This window comes from Tenacibaculum dicentrarchi (assembly GCF_964036635.1).
Classification (GTDB): Bacteria; Bacteroidota; Bacteroidia; order Flavobacteriales; family Flavobacteriaceae; genus Polaribacter; species Polaribacter dicentrarchi.
This window is the reverse complement of the sequence record NZ_OZ038524.1, coordinates 1,365,049-1,379,187: the sequence shown is the minus strand read 5'-3', so window position 1 is coordinate 1,379,187 and position 14,139 is coordinate 1,365,049. Positions and strand designations below refer to the sequence as shown.

15 protein-coding genes are annotated in these 14,139 nt (G+C 31.6%); 9 read left to right on the top strand and 6 right to left on the bottom strand.

Annotation, left to right across the window (positions count from 1 at the left end; translation table 11 throughout):
* Positions 1 to 2: 2 nt before the first annotated feature.
* The 3 genes from ABNT14_RS06045 to ABNT14_RS06035 all read right to left on the bottom strand — a co-directional run bounded on the left by ABNT14_RS06045 (position 3) and on the right by ABNT14_RS06035 (position 2,502).
* Positions 3 to 830, bottom strand: a complete 828-nt coding sequence (locus ABNT14_RS06045) for a gliding motility-associated C-terminal domain-containing protein (protein ID WP_101901663.1) — start codon at positions 828 to 830, stop codon at positions 3 to 5.
* A 66-nt stretch (positions 831 to 896) separates the two neighbouring features.
* Positions 897 to 1,544 carry a hypothetical protein gene (locus ABNT14_RS06040; protein WP_145993486.1) on the bottom strand — a complete coding sequence of 216 codons (648 nt, stop codon included), beginning with the start codon at positions 1,542 to 1,544 and terminating at the stop codon, positions 897 to 899.
* Positions 1,545 to 1,566: 22 nt separating this feature from the next.
* Positions 1,567 to 2,502, bottom strand: a complete 936-nt coding sequence (locus ABNT14_RS06035; protein ID WP_101901673.1) for a hypothetical protein — start codon at positions 2,500 to 2,502, stop codon at positions 1,567 to 1,569.
* Positions 2,503 to 2,610: 108 nt separating this feature from the next.
* Here ABNT14_RS06035 and ABNT14_RS06030 point away from each other — a divergent pair, with 108 nt between their 5' ends.
* From ABNT14_RS06030 to ABNT14_RS05995, 8 genes are all read left to right on the top strand, one after another.
* Positions 2,611 to 3,060 (top strand): thioredoxin family protein, encoded by a 450-nt coding sequence (locus tag ABNT14_RS06030; protein WP_101901675.1) that lies wholly within the window; start codon positions 2,611 to 2,613, stop codon positions 3,058 to 3,060.
* Positions 3,060 to 4,037 carry an FAD:protein FMN transferase gene (locus tag ABNT14_RS06025; RefSeq protein ID WP_101901677.1) on the top strand — a complete coding sequence of 326 codons (978 nt, stop codon included), beginning with the start codon at positions 3,060 to 3,062 and terminating at the stop codon, positions 4,035 to 4,037. The genes ABNT14_RS06030 and ABNT14_RS06025 overlap by 1 nt, the downstream gene beginning before the upstream one ends.
* Positions 4,038 to 4,070: 33 nt before the next feature.
* Positions 4,071 to 4,283: a DUF4266 domain-containing protein gene (locus ABNT14_RS06020; RefSeq protein WP_058885104.1), complete on the top strand. Its 213-nt coding sequence runs from the start codon at positions 4,071 to 4,073 to the stop codon at positions 4,281 to 4,283.
* A complete protein-coding gene (locus ABNT14_RS06015; protein ID WP_101901679.1) occupies positions 4,268 to 5,770 on the top strand; it encodes a DUF3570 domain-containing protein in 1,503 nt (500 codons plus the stop codon). Before ABNT14_RS06020 ends, ABNT14_RS06015 begins: the two co-directional genes overlap by 16 nt.
* 16 nt (positions 5,771 to 5,786) lie before the next feature.
* Entirely contained in the window at positions 5,787 to 6,308 is a 522-nt protein-coding gene (locus tag ABNT14_RS06010; protein WP_145993488.1) for a hypothetical protein, read from the top strand.
* 1 nt (position 6,309) lies between these two features.
* On the top strand, positions 6,310 to 7,044 hold the full coding sequence (locus tag ABNT14_RS06005; protein WP_101907760.1) for a hypothetical protein: 735 nt from the start codon (positions 6,310 to 6,312) through the stop codon (positions 7,042 to 7,044).
* Positions 7,045 to 7,127: 83 nt separating this feature from the next.
* On the top strand, positions 7,128 to 7,637 hold the full coding sequence (locus ABNT14_RS06000; protein ID WP_348719402.1) for a hypothetical protein: 510 nt from the start codon (positions 7,128 to 7,130) through the stop codon (positions 7,635 to 7,637).
* A gap of 1 nt (position 7,638) precedes the next feature.
* On the top strand, positions 7,639 to 8,373 hold the full coding sequence (locus tag ABNT14_RS05995) for a hypothetical protein (RefSeq protein WP_101901684.1): 735 nt from the start codon (positions 7,639 to 7,641) through the stop codon (positions 8,371 to 8,373).
* An 87-nt stretch (positions 8,374 to 8,460) separates the two neighbouring features.
* Here ABNT14_RS05995 and ABNT14_RS05990 read toward each other — a convergent pair whose 3' ends face one another.
* The 3 genes from ABNT14_RS05990 to ABNT14_RS05980 form a co-directional block, all read right to left on the bottom strand.
* On the bottom strand, positions 8,461 to 9,534 hold the full coding sequence (locus ABNT14_RS05990) for an imelysin family protein (protein ID WP_101901686.1): 1,074 nt from the start codon (positions 9,532 to 9,534) through the stop codon (positions 8,461 to 8,463).
* A gap of 19 nt (positions 9,535 to 9,553) precedes the next feature.
* Positions 9,554 to 10,966, bottom strand: a complete 1,413-nt coding sequence (locus tag ABNT14_RS05985; RefSeq protein ID WP_101901688.1) for a di-heme oxidoredictase family protein — start codon at positions 10,964 to 10,966, stop codon at positions 9,554 to 9,556.
* A gap of 78 nt (positions 10,967 to 11,044) precedes the next feature.
* The gene (locus ABNT14_RS05980; protein WP_101901690.1) at positions 11,045 to 12,250 is read right to left on the bottom strand and encodes an imelysin family protein; all 1,206 of its coding nucleotides are present in this window, start codon (positions 12,248 to 12,250) and stop codon (positions 11,045 to 11,047) included.
* A gap of 336 nt (positions 12,251 to 12,586) precedes the next feature.
* Here ABNT14_RS05980 and guaB point away from each other — a divergent pair, with 336 nt between their 5' ends.
* Positions 12,587 to 14,062, top strand: coding sequence for an IMP dehydrogenase (gene guaB / locus ABNT14_RS05975; RefSeq protein ID WP_101901725.1), 1,476 nt, complete (start codon positions 12,587 to 12,589; stop codon positions 14,060 to 14,062).
* The last annotated feature ends 77 nt before the right edge of the window (positions 14,063 to 14,139 follow it).

Below are 14,139 nucleotides of genomic sequence, written 5' to 3'. Positions count from 1 at the left end.
GTTTAATAATTAATATATACCCAACCTTTAAAAGCGGTATTATTAGTGTCGTTTAATTCTAAAACGTAATAATAAGCACCTACAGGAAGTTTATTATGGTTGTTAATAATCAGGTTTGAATTGGCAATACCATCCCAGTTATTTTTATAAGGAGTAGCCTGATATACCTTATTTCCATGCCTGTTAAAGATGAATAATTGATTCTTCGGATATATTTTTGATAAATCTGAAAGGATAACCCAAGTATCGTTAATACCGTCTTTATTAGGGGTAAAAGCATTTGTTATTTTAACATCTTCAATAATATTTACTGTAGCTTTGGCAGTGCTTTTACAGGTATTTGAATTTACGGTATAGGTATATGCGTTGTTATTGGTTGTCCAAACACCATTTTGTTCAGGATTTCCTCCTAAAGCATTAAATAATTCTTGCTCGCTAGGGGTAATACCTTTTAAAATATTTAAAGAACCGTTTGTTCCCGCATTTGGTTTAGGAATAACGATAACATTAATTTCCGCATCATCATTACAACCATTATTATGGATGGTTAAAATATAAAGCCCCGCCATATTTACGGAAATATTTGAACGGACTAAATCAATGCTATTAATTGTTTTGTTATCCGAGGTAAACCATTTGTAAGTTGCGCCCACAAAAAATTCTGCTGTAAGCGATAAATCCTCTCCTTCACAAAGGGTGATTTCTGTTAAAGAATTTTGATGTTTATCTGTATGTAAAGAAGTGTTTTCTATCGCATAAATTTTATTTTCCGCCGATATTGTACTAAAATGCACTATAACCAAAATAATAAAGAATACTTTTTTAAACATTAGGATAAATTTTAATAAAAACCTACGAGGCTTTTTACCTCGTAGATTTAAAGATTTTAAAAGGATTTATTTTAGTTTGATAATTGCTTTCGGTGCAGGCAACATTGTTTTATTATCAAAAGCAGTAGAGTTTGTAGATATACAAGTGTTTCTTTCAGCTTTTACAGTATAAGAAGTACCAATAACCATGTTTTCAATTTCACCAGATGCTTTAATAATAATAGTGTTAACAATAGTATTTGTAGCTGTATCTGTAAAAATATAGGTTAAGGTTGCATCATAATTTGTGATTTTAGTAGAACCATTAGCACTACAAGTAGCGACGGTATTTCTTAGGGTTGGTACAGCAGGTTTTTTATTGATTTTCACTTCAATATCAGCGGTATTTGTACACCCATTTTTTGTTACAGTTAAGGTATATGTCCCTGTATCAGCTAAAGTAATAGGGTTTATAATTAAATCTTCATTATTTGATTTGACAACAGTTCCTTTAGTCCATTCGTATGTTGCTCCTGTACCAGCATCTTCTGCTGTTATTGCTAGTTTTTCACCTTCACATAGTGTGATTTTAGCTAAAGAAGTAGGAGGAGGGTTTACCGATTTTATTAAGTTAAGTTGATGTAGAGGTGTTTTTTCATTAGATAGTGTATTTTTAGCTACCATTGAAAGACAACAAAATAAGAATACGGTAATTGATAGTAATTTATTTTTCATAATTATTATTTATAAGTGTTATTTAAATTTTCTTGATATATGCCGTTGGTAATGGGTTAATAGTCAGTGTAAAGTTTTTACTGATAGAACCATCGGTATTTGTAGCGATTAATGTTAGGGTTATATCTCCTGAATCGGTAGCGCTTGGTGTATATGTTGGGTTTTTTATATATTTATTATTAAATCTTCCAGTTCCTGATGTTGTCCATTTTAATGTAACCATAGCTGGTGTAACACTAACACCTGTAAACTTGAAAGCACTTTTACTACAAATACTTTTGTTTGATTCCATTGTTATTTTTGTAGGCGTACTTGCAGGCGAAAATTTGAAATAGGTAACAGGTAATGTTCTGTCAATATGTCCATTAGAGTTCTTTTTATCACTTAATTTATAAGATGCGTAAGCAACCCTGTTATTTCCATGATTATTCCATAAAAAAGGAATACTACTAAACCCAGCACCCTTTCCTGATTCATTTTCAAAATAAACCAATAAATTTTTAGTTCCTGAATATTTAAAGGGCGTTGTAAGTGTTATTATATTTAGACTACTAGCTAAATCTACACCTCTTTTCCAGGTAACATCACCATCGTAAACTTTGGTAAATGTTGTTAAATCGGGAATTTTACTACTTGTAATTGCACCTTTAGTTATTTCTTTAATATAAATGCGTTGCTTAGAAAAGGTATATGTTTTTGGATTGTAAGAATTACAATCAGCATAGAACCCTAATTCGGTTAAATTCCCTTTAATTTTATTCAATTCATTTTTTTTATAAAGCATTACAGACCAACTATTACTTTTTCCACTAGTCCATGAACCATTATCATATTTAACGGGAACTGTTGAGGTCTGAGAACTACCACACATAACTGTTGCGCCACCAATAGTCACTTCTTGTGCTTCTAAAAGAACAGAACATAAAAATAAGAGAAACAGTAAAAAAGATTTTTTCATTGAAAAGATAATTAATTTAGATTAATTAAATATACGTGTTAAATTTTTGGCAAATTTATGTTTATTAATTCTAAATAAGTATTAGTTTTGCGTAAAATTTTAAAAAAAATGAATAAAATTATTTTTACAGTATTATTCCTAGTAGTGGCTATTACTATAAATGCACAAGTATCTAAAAATGAAAATATTGTTTGGTTAACCAATATTGAAGAAGCTCAGAAAATAGCAAATAAAGAAAATAAGCAGGTGTTTATTTATTTTTCAGGTTCTGATTGGTGTATTCCATGTAAAGAATTGAAAGAGGAAGTTTTAGACTCTAAAATGTTTAAAAAGAAAGCTTTTTCAGACTATGTTTTAGTAAATCTTGATTTTTTACGCAGTAGAAGAAAATTAACCAAAGAGCATATCGCTTATATTGAAAAAGCAGCAGAAAAATACAATAATTCGGGGGCTTTTCCTTTTGTAGCGGTTTTAAACAACAAAGGAAAGGTTGTTAAATCGGTTGATGGTTATAAAAGTGAAACAGCAAGTTATTATATTAATAATTATTTAAAATAATGCTAAAAGTACTGGTATCATCAATAGTATTTCTTTTATCTTTTTCAGTAAAATCACAAGAAGTATATACAGAAAAAACACTTTTAATGGGCGTTGATTTTGAGTTTACAGTGGTTGCAAAAACGCCTGAAAAAGCAGCTTTTTTTATTAAAGAAGCAATAAAAGAAACCCTACGTATTGAAAATTTAATATCGTCATGGAAAGCGACTTCTCAAACATCAGAAATTATTAGAAACGCAGGGATAAAGCCTGTAAAAGTGAGTAGTGAGTTAGTCGGTTTAATAGCTCGAAGTAACAGAATATCAGCCTTAACAAATGGTAATTTTGATATCAGTTTTGCTTCGTTAGACAGGCTTTGGTATTTTAATAAACCAATGAAGAATTTACCTGATAGCTTGGCGGTTTTAAATTCTGTAAAAAATATCAATTACAAAAATATTATTGTTGATACACAAAAAAATACCGTGTTTTTAACTAAAAAAGGCATGCGTATTGGCTTCGGATCTATCGGAAAAGGCTATGCTGCCGAAAAGGTAAAAGCTAAATTAAAAAAGTTAGGAGTAACCGCAGGTTTGGTAAATGCTAGTGGCGATTTAACCACTTGGGGAAATCATCCGATTACTAAAAAATGGCTGATAAAACTCGCAGATCCTAATAATATATTAAAAAGTATTGGTGCCTTTAAATTACATAATAATGCCGTGGTAACCTCAGGGAATTACGCAAAATATATTGAATTTAATGGCATTAAATATTCACATATTATTCATCCTAAAACAGGCTGGCCGGTTAGGGGTTTAAAAAGTGTTAGTGTTTTTTGTCAAAATACCGAATTAGCCGATGCCTTAGCAACCGCTGTTTATGTACTAGGTAAAGAAAAAGGATTGACGCTTATAAATCAGCTAAAAGGTGTTGAATGTTTGCTAATTACTGCTGATAATAAAATGAAAACATCTACGAACTTAAAACTAAACTAAAAACAAAAATTAACGTAAAACTAAACTTGAAATATGATAAAAAAAACAATGGCATTTTTATTGATAGCACTCACTTTTTCAAATTGTGTAAGTGTAAAACCTTATCAAAAAATGTATTTAAATGATGAAGATATGGCTTTATCATCAAGAAAAATTGAACAATACGAAACAAGCTCTCAAAACTATAGAGAAGGAGCTTCAGGTGCTAACGGAGGAAAAACAGGAGGCGGATGTGGATGCAACTAAATACTAGATTAATGATTGCTTTATGCTTTATAGCAGGTGTAAATGCTTATTCACAAAATAAAATAAAACAATTAGATAAGGTTGAGGTAGATATTTTATATAACTACTATGAACAAGACGGAAATAATGGTGCGGTAACAGGAGGTTTAGGTACCGAAAAATTAGATAATAATGCGCCGCAAATATCGGTTTCAATACCGGTAAATAAAACGGCAACTTTTGGGGCAACTTTAGGCTTAGATCATTATACGTCGGCAAGTACGGCTAATATTGATAAATACGGTGCTGTAACATCGGCAAGTACTCGTTCAGAAACTCCTGAAAACAATGATAATAATTTAGCGAGTGAAGATACTCGAAAGTATTTGTCGTTAAATTTTAGCAGGTTAATGCCCGATAATAATTCGGCAGTTTCTGTATTGTATGGTTATTCAAAAGAGTTTGATGTTACCTCAAATTATGGTAAAATTACTTGGCAGAAAGATTCGAAAGACGGTAATAAGTTTTTAAGTATTACTGCGGGAGTTTTTATCGATAAATGGCTTTTAATTTATCCTGGTGAAATTAGAGATGGTAGAAATACTGGCGCAGGTGGCGGTAAAAATGGACATCACCATGACGATGACGACGACGATGATGATGACGACGATGACCATGATTATGATTATTATTACGATTATTTTAATACTGATAAAGACGATGATAAAGATGATGACGATGATCACGATCATGACCACCACGATCGTTTAGTTACTAAAAATTATAGTGCTAGAGATGATGACGACGACGACGATGATGATGACTATTATGGAAATCAAACAGCAGCAGCTTTTAAAGGTTATGATAAAGACACTAGGTTTACTTATAATGTAGGTGCAACTTATGGCGGGAATATAAATAGCCGATTAAATGCCTCTGTAACTGCTGAGGTTATTATTCAGAAAGGGATTTTAAATACGCCTTTTCACCGTGTTTATTTTAATGACGGAATTACTCAAGAGCAATTTAAACATGTTAAAAGTGAAAAATTACCGAAATCAAGAGTGAAAAAAGCCCTTGGTTTTAGAGCAAATTATTTTGTTAGTAATTTTTTAGTAACCCGTTTGTTTTACAGATGGTACACCGATGATTTTGGTATAAAAGCGAGTAGTTTTGAAATAGAAACACCAATAAAATTAGGCGATGGTTTTACTTTGTATCCTTTTTATCGTTTTCATACTCAAACAAAATCAGATTATTTTGAAGCGTATGGTGCGCATAATTTAGATGCGGAATATTATACCTCTGATTATGATTTAGCCAAATTCACAACCAATAAATATGGGGTAGGAATGAAGTTTTCACCAGTAAATGGTGTCTTAGGTTTTAAAATCAACAAAAAAAGAGAATTTCAGTTTAAATCATTAGAATTTAGGTTATCACGTTTTAAAAGATCTACCGGATTAGAGGCAACTTCGATCACTTTAAAGAACACGTTTACCTTTTAATTAATTTTTAAATAAAATGAAAAAAATAGGATATATAATAATTTTATGCTTGTTGTTTGCGGCATGTACTAAATCAATAGAGATAGTATATGACCAAACAATGAGTATGGTTGATCAGGAAATTGAACAGGTTGTTGAAGAAGAGCCTGAGCAAAATCTTGTTGGTGTTTGGGATGGTACAATAGACTGTACGGGTTGTTGTTCGCCAAAATATCGCTATACTTTAACTATTACAAAGCATGAACTAGCAAGTGAATTAATTGAAGGTTCATTAAAAATTTCAGGAATTCCAGATCAGCAATACTTTGCTGTTTTTAAGCTAGATATGAAGCTTAAAGGAAATGAATTAATCATTAAAACCATCGGTAAAACAGAAAATACAGGTACTCCTAAGCCAGGTTGTGGTCGTTATTGTTCTGGAAATACTTATGAGCTTGTTTTATCAGAAGATAAGACTAAATTTAATGGTGATTGGGTTAAATCATACAAGTGTAGTGTATCAGATAAATCAACATTAATTAATATTGAAAAACAGTAATATGAAACTAAAAGTAGTTTTAATAATTCATTTATTTCTTGCTTGTATATCAATAAATGCACAAGAAAAAGCGTCCCACCAAGGTTTATATGCCGACATAGGATATGAAGTAGGTTTTATAGCTGCAACATTGCATAAAACTACTATGCCGTTTACACATAGTAATTTTGGTAGTTTAGGAAGTCAAATTAACAATTCTTTGTCGTTAACGGCGCTTTATAAAACACCGTTTAATGCTCAAATTAAGCTAGGTTATATTGGCTCATATGCTAATTTAACGATAGATGGGCTTAGCAATGAAAGAGAATTTACAGTGCATACGAATTATTTTATGCACACGGCTTTATTAGGAGCGGGGTATAGCTTTCAGATAAAAAAAGACCTAGACGTAACCCTCGGGTTGGGCTCTTCAATTTCTTTTGTAAAAAACACGAATTTACAAGAAGAAAAAGGCGATGCTTCGGATAAAATAACAGCGAGCAACTCTTCTGTAAAATCGGGGAATGTGTATGTTATCCCTGAAATATCGGTAACCAAGTATTTTAAAAATGAAAACACCATCACTTTTGGCGCTAAATATTACCTGTCGGATAATGATTCTTTTTTAACAGGAAGTGTTAAAAACAGTAAAAAATCTGTTACTACAAATCAGGTAGATTTTTCTACAAAAAACAATCAGATTGCTCTATATGTAAGCTACGGATTTAACTTTAAAAACATTAAAAAGATATTCTAATTACTTTTTAATGTTTGGGTGGTTTTAGCGTAAAAGCAAATAGTTTTAACGTTTATCATTTAATAATTAAATTTTTAAATAAAATGAAAAAAATAGGATATATAATAATTTTATGCTTGTTGTTTGCGGCATGTACTAAATCAATAGATATAGTATATAACCAAACGGTAAGTATTCCTAAAGAGGAGGTTAAAGAAGAAGAAGCTAAACAAAACCTTGTTGGTGTTTGGGACGGTACATTAGAGTGTTCAAATTGTTGTTCGCCAAAGTATCGCTATACTTTAACTATTACAAAGCATGAACTAGTAAGTGAATTAATTGAAGGTTCATTAAAAATTTCAGGAATACCAGATCAGCAATACTTTGCTATTTTTAAGTTAGATATGAAATTTGAAGGTGATAAGCTAACTGTTGAAACCATCGATAAAACAGAAATAGACAATCCTAAAGCTGGTTGTGGTCGTTATTGTACTGAAAACACCTATGAACTTATTTTATCGAAAGATAAGACTACATTTGAAGGTTTTTGGGTTAAATCAAACGGATGTAGTGTGTCAGATAACTCAACGTTAATTAATATTGAAAAACAGTAATATGAAACTAAAAGTAGTTTTAATAATTCATTTATTTCTTGCTTGTATATCAATAAATGCACAAGAAAAAGCATCGCATCAAGGTTTATATGCCGACATAGGATATGAAGTAGGTTTTATAGCTGCAACATTGCATAAAACTACTATGCCGTTTACACATAGTAATTTTGGTAGTTTAGGAAGTCAAATTAACAATTCTTTGTCATTAACGGCGCTTTATAAAACACCGTTCAATGCTCAAATTAAGCTAGGTTATATTGGCTCATATGCTAATTTAACGATAGATGGGCTTAGCAATGAAAGAGAATTTACAGTGCATACGAATTATTTTATGCACACGGCTTTATTAGGAGCGGGGTATAGCTTTCAGATAAAAAAAGACCTAGACGTAACGCTCGGGTTGGGCTCTTCAATTTCTTATGTAAAAAACACGAATTTACAAGAAGAAAAAGGCGATGCTTCGGATAAAATAACAGCGAGCAACTCTTCTGTAAAATCGGGGAATGTGTATGTTATCCCTGAAATATCGGTAACCAAGTATTTTAAAAATGAAAACACCATCACTTTTGGCGCTAAATATTACCTGTCGGATAATGATTCTTTTTTAACAGGAAGTGTTAAAAATAGTAAAAAATCTGTTACTACAAATCAGGTAGATTTTTCTACAAAAAACAATCAGATTGCTCTATATGTAAGCTACGGATTTAACTTTAAAAACATTAAAAAGATATTCTAATTACTTTTTAACAGTACTAAAAGTTCCTAAAAAAAGCCCGATAAGTAATCGGGCTTTTGTTGTTTTAAATGTTGAGCTAATCTTAGCTTAGTCACCATCGTTATCGGTAGGAACTACGGTAACAGATAAAAGACTTGTTACATCTACAGCAAATAAAATACTTAGTTCTTTTAAGGCGTTATAAAGTGGTTTTACCGTTTTAGCATCGGTATTAATGGCATCAAAAAGAGGTGTGTTTAAAGCGGTAATTTCTTTATCAACAGCATCAAATTTTTTAGATATTTCATCTGAAATTTTCTTAGAATTATCAATAGCATTTACCATGCTTGCATAGTTAGTTTTTCTGTTAAAATAAACATCTTTAACCTCTGCTAACATCGCTTGTATTAATAGTAATGAGTTTTTACTTCTATAAGCCTGTAAACCTGTAGGAACACTATTGCTAGATTTTTCAAAACCAGCTGGTTTTCCAACCTTGGTAACCTTTGCCATATCTAACACGTTTATAATTTGATTAATACTCAAACATTTCGCATTTTCAGAGCAGGTACTACCATTTGCATTTGCAAAATTGTTTTTATAATCTTCTTCCCAGGTGTCAATAATAACTTGAGAAAGTCTAATAAGTTCGTCATTAATAGCTTCTAAATAAGACATTCTGAAAGAATCATTTAATAAAAGGGTTTTAGCTTCTATTGAATTTTGCTTTCCAAAAAGAAGGTATTCTAATGTGCCAAGCCCTTTTTTAGTGGTACTTTGTTTTGAAAAATATCCTTGATTGTAAATAGATTTATCAGTAATATTTTTTTCAATTAATGCAGTGTTTATAGGGTAGTTATAAATACTTAAACTATAATAATTGTTTTTGATCAGTCCAAAATTATAAACTTCTGTTTTTGAATAGGCTTTTGCTGAAACCAACCATTGTGCTGCTAATTTTTTATAATCGGCATCACTTTTACTAGCTTTAAAATTAGCAATATTGGTTTGCTGTGTTTTTAAGGCTTGTTTGAAGTTTGTTAAACTGGGTAAAATATTATCTGAATAATAAGTTTCAAAAAAAACGTTATCCATTACTATAGGTTCTTCCCCTTGATTTTTACAACTAAAAACAAAGCTTATTAATAGGATTCCAAAGATTCCAAATATAATTTTTTTCATGATTTTTTATAATTTACTACTATAAAGAGTTTAAATAGGCTAATAATTGGTCTCTTTTTTCTTTAGATAATTTTTTAAAGTCTTCTTTTGATGTGTTTGCTTCACCACCGTGCCATAAAATAGCTTCTTCAATGTTACGAGCCCTACCATCATGTAATAAAAAAGTATGCTTGTTTACGGTTTCAATAAGCCCTAATCCCCATAAAGGTTGTGTTCTCCATTCGTTTCCATTAGCTAAGAAATCACCTCTGTTATCGGCTAAATCATCGCCCATATCATGTAATAAGAAGTCTGAAAAAGGTTTTATTTTGATATTGTCTATTTGTGGTAAAACAGTGTTTTTACCTGTCGTAAAGTTATCAACATGACAAGAAATACATTTTAAATCGTTAAAATGCTTTTTTCCTTGTAACACATTTTTTTCTTTAAAATTTCTTCTTTTAGGAACAGAAAGTGCTGCCATGTATAAAGAAATTCTACTAAATTGTTTATTTGGTACCTCTACATTTTCACCGACATTATTTCCATTGCTTAATTTTGAGCAATCAATTCCGTCAGGGCAATTTTCAACAGGAAAAATAGACGTAGTTAAGCCCATATCACCATTAAAAGCACCTGCAATTTGTTGGTCTAAAGTTGGTTGGTTAGATTTCCATCCAAATTTACCAATTGTTAATTTATTTTCTTTAACATTCCAAACATAATTTGCTCTACCAGAAATCCCATCATTGTCGGCATCATTAGGATCGGAATTTTCTAAAAGACTTGCTTCTGAAAGTGCATCAATAAAACCAAGCCCAATCATTTGTTGCCCAACTCTTGGCGATGTTTCTACACCCGCTAAACTTCCATAATTTTCATTAAAAAAACTATAGGTAGGCTTTCGTAATTGATACTTAGTTCCATCGGCATAAACACCATCAATAAAAGTAAAATTAACTTGAATGTCGGCTTCTTTTTTGACTCCTAAATTAGAATCGTCTTGAAGCTGACCTCCATATGTATGATGACCAATAGGCCCTGTTGTTTCTGAATTTCCGATACCTAATCGAATTAAAAAACCTTCTGATGTAGCACCTGTCTTTAAAAGAGGTTTTCCTCTTCCGTCTCTTAAATGACAAGAACTACAAGCTCTTGCGTTAAAGATTGGTCCTAAACCATCTCTTGACGTTGTAGTAGCAGGAGCAGACACCCACGCTTGATCGAACATAGCATTTCCAACACCAAAAAATGATAATTCTAAGTCTGATAATATTGGAATAGCTCTTCCAAAGGCTTTATCGGCAGTAAAAGCTTGTATTGATAATTCTGAAACTAAAAATTCTTCACCAGTTTCGTAGGTTGCTGTAGGTTCAATGTTTTTATAAACATCCTCTTTTGTACAAGATGATAAAATAGTAGCAAAAAGAATAAAAAAAATGTATTTTTTCATTATGGTATTTTAAACAAAAATACTGAAACTAGAATGAATCTAGTTTCAGCAAAGTATTATTATTAAATAAAAGTATTATTAGTTAATACTAATAGTAACGTCTAAAGTTTTAGCCGCTTCAGCAATAGCTTTACCTTCTGCTTTTAAAGCACTAGATAATTGACCAGCAGTTCCGTTAGAACCAAGTTCTTCTTTTGAAATAATTTCATCAAAAGGCTTGTCTAAAGCTAAAAGAGCATCTAATTTAGCTAAAGTTGCTTTTGCTTTACTATCTAAAGAAGCAGCAACATCTTTGTTTACATTTTCGGTTAATGCGATTAATGAAGTTCCTGAAACTTTAGAGCCATCAGCTCTTGTATATGAACCAACAACTATATTGTTAATTCCGTGAGTATTTGCCCACATATCTTGGTTGGTATTATCAGAAAAACAAGAATGTTCGTTTTCTTGACCTTCATCAATTGCCGGGTCAAGTCTTTCTAAAGCAACTTCTCCATTAGCAATAAAACCAATACCGTTTAAAACATTTGTTAAAGCAGTTTCTTCTTTTAAAGCAGCAAATGCAGTTCTGTAAGTTCCTCCAACAGCCCAAGTACTATTTAAATCTTTTAAATCGTTTACTAATAAATCAGTAACAATTTTCAAATATGTACCTCTTCTTTTAGCAGAAGCTTCAGTAGTATAATCAGTAAAACTTCTTACACCTGCATTTTTAAAATTATCTTGTTTATGAGTAGTAGTGTTATAGTTTAAATCTTGCCCCCATAATAAAAATTCAATAGCATGCCATCCAGTAGAGATGTTATCATCTTTACCATCTTCGTTTTTATCGATAATGTTTTTTTCTGTTAAAGCAAAAGAAGCATCAGCAATTAAACCTCCTACTACTTTTTGTCCTCTATCTCCAGATACATAATCAATATATGCTTCATCTAATGGCCATGCGTTAATTTGTCCTTCGGTTCCTAATAATTTTTCATTATCAATAGGTCCGTTAGCTTCACGAAAAGCTTCTGTTTGTCCGTAAAAATTTCTAGCATATAACCAAGATTTTTTAGCTGCTTTATGAGTTTCATCACTAGGGTTTGCTAAAAATGCGTTAATTGCAGTTTGCATTTTTAAAGCAGTAGTATATGAATCTTCGTAGTTTGCCGATGCTATAGCTGCATAGTTTTCTATAAATGATTGTTTTGTTGCTTTTTGAGTAGGAGTGTCGTCATCAGAACATGATTTGAACACAAAAGAGGTTGCAAGTAATAATGATAATCCTAGTACTTTTTTCATTTTAAATTTATTTTAAGTTGCTTATTTAGATTTATTAAGTATAATAATGCAAATGTAATCGAGTTTTTTTTATTAACAAATTTTATTAAGATTAATTTTAAATTGATTGGTGTTTTTAGATTTTATGTAATGTTTTTATTATTTTAATGTTAATTTTCTGGTTATTTGCTAAGGTTTTTAATTTGTTTTAGTTTAATGTCATTTATTTTTAAACTATCTGTTATTTGGTTAATTATTCAAATATGTGTGTATATTAACCTTAAATTAAGGTTTAATTTGTATTATATATAGTATATTTGCACGCAATTAATTAACAACACACTAAATTAATTGCACATGCAAGCTCATCAATCAAAATTTGTAGGAGAAGGTTTAACGTACGACGACGTTTTATTAGTACCTGCTTACTCAGAAGTACTTCCAAGAGAAGTTTCAATTCAAACAAAATTTACTAAGAATATAACCATTAACGTACCTATAGTTTCCGCAGCTATGGATACCGTTACCGAATCGGCAATGGCAATCGCTATGGCTCGTGAAGGAGGGATTGGTGTGTTACATAAAAACATGACTATTGAGCAACAAGCTCAAGAGGTTCGCAAGGTAAAACGTGCAGAATCAGGGATGATTATTGACCCGGTAACCTTGCCATTAACAGCGAGCGTTTTAGATGCTAAAATGTTAATGAAAGAACATAGTATTGGCGGAATTCCTATTATTGACCAAATTGGTGTTTTAAAAGGAATTGTAACCAATAGAGATTTGCGTTTCGAGCATGATAATGAACGTTCAATTGTAGAGGTAATGACTAAAGATAATTTAGTAACTGCATCGGTAGGAACTTCATTAAAAGCGGCAGAAAGCATCTTACAAGAAAAGAAAATCGAAAAATTATTAATTGTTGATGAAAATTATAAATTATCAGGATTAATTACTTTTAGAGATATTACTAAGGTTACTCAAAAACCAATTGCAAACAAAGATACTTTTGGGCGTTTACGTGTTGCAGCTGCATTAGGTGTAACGGCAGATGCTGTTCAAAGAGCCGAAGCTTTAGTGAAAGCAGGTGTTGATGCTGTAATTATTGATACCGCTCACGGACATACCAAAGGAGTGGTTGCTGTTTTAAAAAATGTAAAAGCAAAATTTCCTGAATTAGATGTTATTGTAGGAAATATCGCTACGCCAGAAGCTGCTAAGTATTTAGTGGAAGCAGGAGCGGATGCTGTAAAAGTAGGAATTGGTCCTGGTTCAATATGTACAACTCGTGTGGTTGCAGGTGTAGGTTCTCCTCAGTTTTCGGCAGTTTTAGAAGTTGCCTCTGCTATTAAAGGAAGTGGAGTTCCTGTAATTGCCGATGGTGGAATTCGTTATACAGGTGATATCCCTAAGGCAATTGCCGCAGGTGCCGATTGTGTAATGTTAGGGTCATTGTTAGCAGGAACAAAAGAATCGCCAGGAGAAACGATTATTTACGAAGGAAGAAAATTCAAATCGTATCGTGGAATGGGATCTGTGGAAGCAATGAAGCAAGGTTCAAAAGATCGTTATTTTCAAGATGTTGAAGACGATATTAAAAAATTAGTGCCAGAAGGTATTGTAGGGCGTGTTCCTTATAAAGGACAACTAGAAGAAAGTATTCATCAATTTGTTGGTGGTTTACGTGCTGGTATGGGATATTGTGGTTCTAAAGATATTGAAACACTGAAAGAAACAGGTAAATTTGTACGTATTACCGCAAGCGGAATTAACGAAAGTCATCCGCATGATGTTGCAATTACCAAAGAATCTCCAAATTATAGTAGAAGATAATTTATAAGTTATATATTTTTAAAAAACCCCGCTGTTAATTAACAGCGGGGTTTTTTGTTTTTTTTTATAACTTTTTA

Coding starts and splice junctions, on each gene's coding strand:
- ABNT14_RS06045 (WP_101901663.1), bottom strand. CDS start 830: ATGTTTAAAAAAGTATTCTTTATTATTTTGGTTATAGTGCATTTTAGT.
- ABNT14_RS06040 (WP_145993486.1), bottom strand. CDS start 1,544: ATGAAAAATAAATTACTATCAATTACCGTATTCTTATTTTGTTGTCTT.
- ABNT14_RS06035 (WP_101901673.1), bottom strand. CDS start 2,502: ATGAAAAAATCTTTTTTACTGTTTCTCTTATTTTTATGTTCTGTTCTT.
- ABNT14_RS06030 (WP_101901675.1), top strand. CDS start 2,611: ATGAATAAAATTATTTTTACAGTATTATTCCTAGTAGTGGCTATTACT.
- ABNT14_RS06025 (WP_101901677.1), top strand. CDS start 3,060: ATGCTAAAAGTACTGGTATCATCAATAGTATTTCTTTTATCTTTTTCA.
- ABNT14_RS06020 (WP_058885104.1), top strand. CDS start 4,071: ATGATAAAAAAAACAATGGCATTTTTATTGATAGCACTCACTTTTTCA.
- ABNT14_RS06015 (WP_101901679.1), top strand. CDS start 4,268: ATGTGGATGCAACTAAATACTAGATTAATGATTGCTTTATGCTTTATA.
- ABNT14_RS06010 (WP_145993488.1), top strand. CDS start 5,787: ATGAAAAAAATAGGATATATAATAATTTTATGCTTGTTGTTTGCGGCA.
- ABNT14_RS06005 (WP_101907760.1), top strand. CDS start 6,310: ATGAAACTAAAAGTAGTTTTAATAATTCATTTATTTCTTGCTTGTATA.
- ABNT14_RS06000 (WP_348719402.1), top strand. CDS start 7,128: ATGAAAAAAATAGGATATATAATAATTTTATGCTTGTTGTTTGCGGCA.
- ABNT14_RS05995 (WP_101901684.1), top strand. CDS start 7,639: ATGAAACTAAAAGTAGTTTTAATAATTCATTTATTTCTTGCTTGTATA.
- ABNT14_RS05990 (WP_101901686.1), bottom strand. CDS start 9,534: ATGAAAAAAATTATATTTGGAATCTTTGGAATCCTATTAATAAGCTTT.
- ABNT14_RS05985 (WP_101901688.1), bottom strand. CDS start 10,966: ATGAAAAAATACATTTTTTTTATTCTTTTTGCTACTATTTTATCATCT.
- ABNT14_RS05980 (WP_101901690.1), bottom strand. CDS start 12,250: ATGAAAAAAGTACTAGGATTATCATTATTACTTGCAACCTCTTTTGTG.
- guaB (WP_101901725.1), top strand. CDS start 12,587: ATGCAAGCTCATCAATCAAAATTTGTAGGAGAAGGTTTAACGTACGAC.